General features: G+C 65.0%; 2 protein-coding genes. Both read right to left on the bottom strand.

Annotated features, from left to right (window positions below; all coding sequences use genetic code 11):
• On the bottom strand, nt 1-328 hold a 328-nt coding region (locus tag EOA24_RS39070; protein WP_127410884.1), incomplete at its 3' end, for a DUF4147 domain-containing protein.
• Nucleotides 325-828 (bottom strand): heme-degrading domain-containing protein, encoded by a 504-nt coding sequence (locus EOA24_RS39065; RefSeq protein ID WP_126079891.1) that lies wholly within the window; start codon nt 826-828, stop codon nt 325-327. The genes EOA24_RS39065 and EOA24_RS39070, both read right to left, overlap by 4 nt.
• Nucleotides 829-1,047 lie beyond the last annotated feature (219 nt).

The raw sequence follows: 1,047 nt of genomic DNA, 5'->3' as shown, positions 1-1,047 counted from the left end.
CTTCCGAAGTCAGGCCCCGCACCTTCTCGAGCAGCCGGCGCGAGGCCTCCAGGCCGGCGGCATCCGGCACCGGATGCGCCGCCTCGATGATCTCGATGCGCTCACAACTGGCGCCATAGCCGTAGCGGGTGACGACCAGACCATCGATGGGACCGTCCCAGACCTTCTCGAAGGCCGCCGCCATCTGCGCCGAGCCCTTTCCCGCGCCGATGACGACGGTGCGGCCTTTCGGCTTAGCCGGCAAATGATTGCGGATCGTCTTTTCCGGGTCGGCGGCGGCGACGGCGGCCTTGAAGATCGAGGTGAGGAAGGTCTTTGGATCGGTCATTTGTCTTCCGGCGGCAATCTGAGCTTGCTCGCATCGACGCCGAGATGCGCGCAGATCGCATCGACCACGACGCCGTGGTCCTCGCGCTCCGGCAGGCCCGAAACGGCGATGACGCCAATGACCCCGGCCCCCTTGACCGTGACCGGAAAGCCGCCGCCGGCCAGCACATAGTCGGCGATGTCAAGCGCTTCGCCGACCTTGAACGTGCGGTCAGGCCGCTGCTGCTCCAGCACAAGGCGATAGGTGCTTCTCAGATAGCGCTTCACGACGTTGATCTTGCGCCGCGCCCAGTCCGGATTGGAGGCGTTGGAGCCCGGCATCGCGGCATAGAAGAGCGGCCGGTCGAAGGTCCTGATGTCGACGATGATCGGCAGCTCTTCCTTCAGCGCCCGATCCCTGATGCCGGAACCGATCTTGAAGGCGACGGCCTCGTCGAAGGCCGGGAAGACCAGCGTGGCTTCCTGTTTCTTGATCAGAGCGATGTCGTCGGCGGTGGCCATGTCTCTTTCTCCGAAAATCGACACCGTCGTTTGTACGACAAGCTCCGTGTGGTCAAGCATCCATCGCGGACGCCCCCTCATCCGGCCTCTTCGCGGCCACCTTCTCCCCGAGGGGAGAAGAGACTGGCGCCAGCGCCGGCTCGCTCCTCTCCCCTCGGGGAGAGGTCGGATTGCCCCGAATTGCGCTTCGCAATTCGGTCGGCAATCCGGGTGAGGGGG

Source organism: Mesorhizobium sp. M2A.F.Ca.ET.039.01.1.1 (assembly GCF_003998035.1).
Lineage (GTDB): Bacteria > Pseudomonadota > Alphaproteobacteria > Rhizobiales > Rhizobiaceae > Mesorhizobium.
Note: the sequence above shows the minus strand (reverse complement) of the source record. Positions and strands in the feature narration are given on the sequence as shown.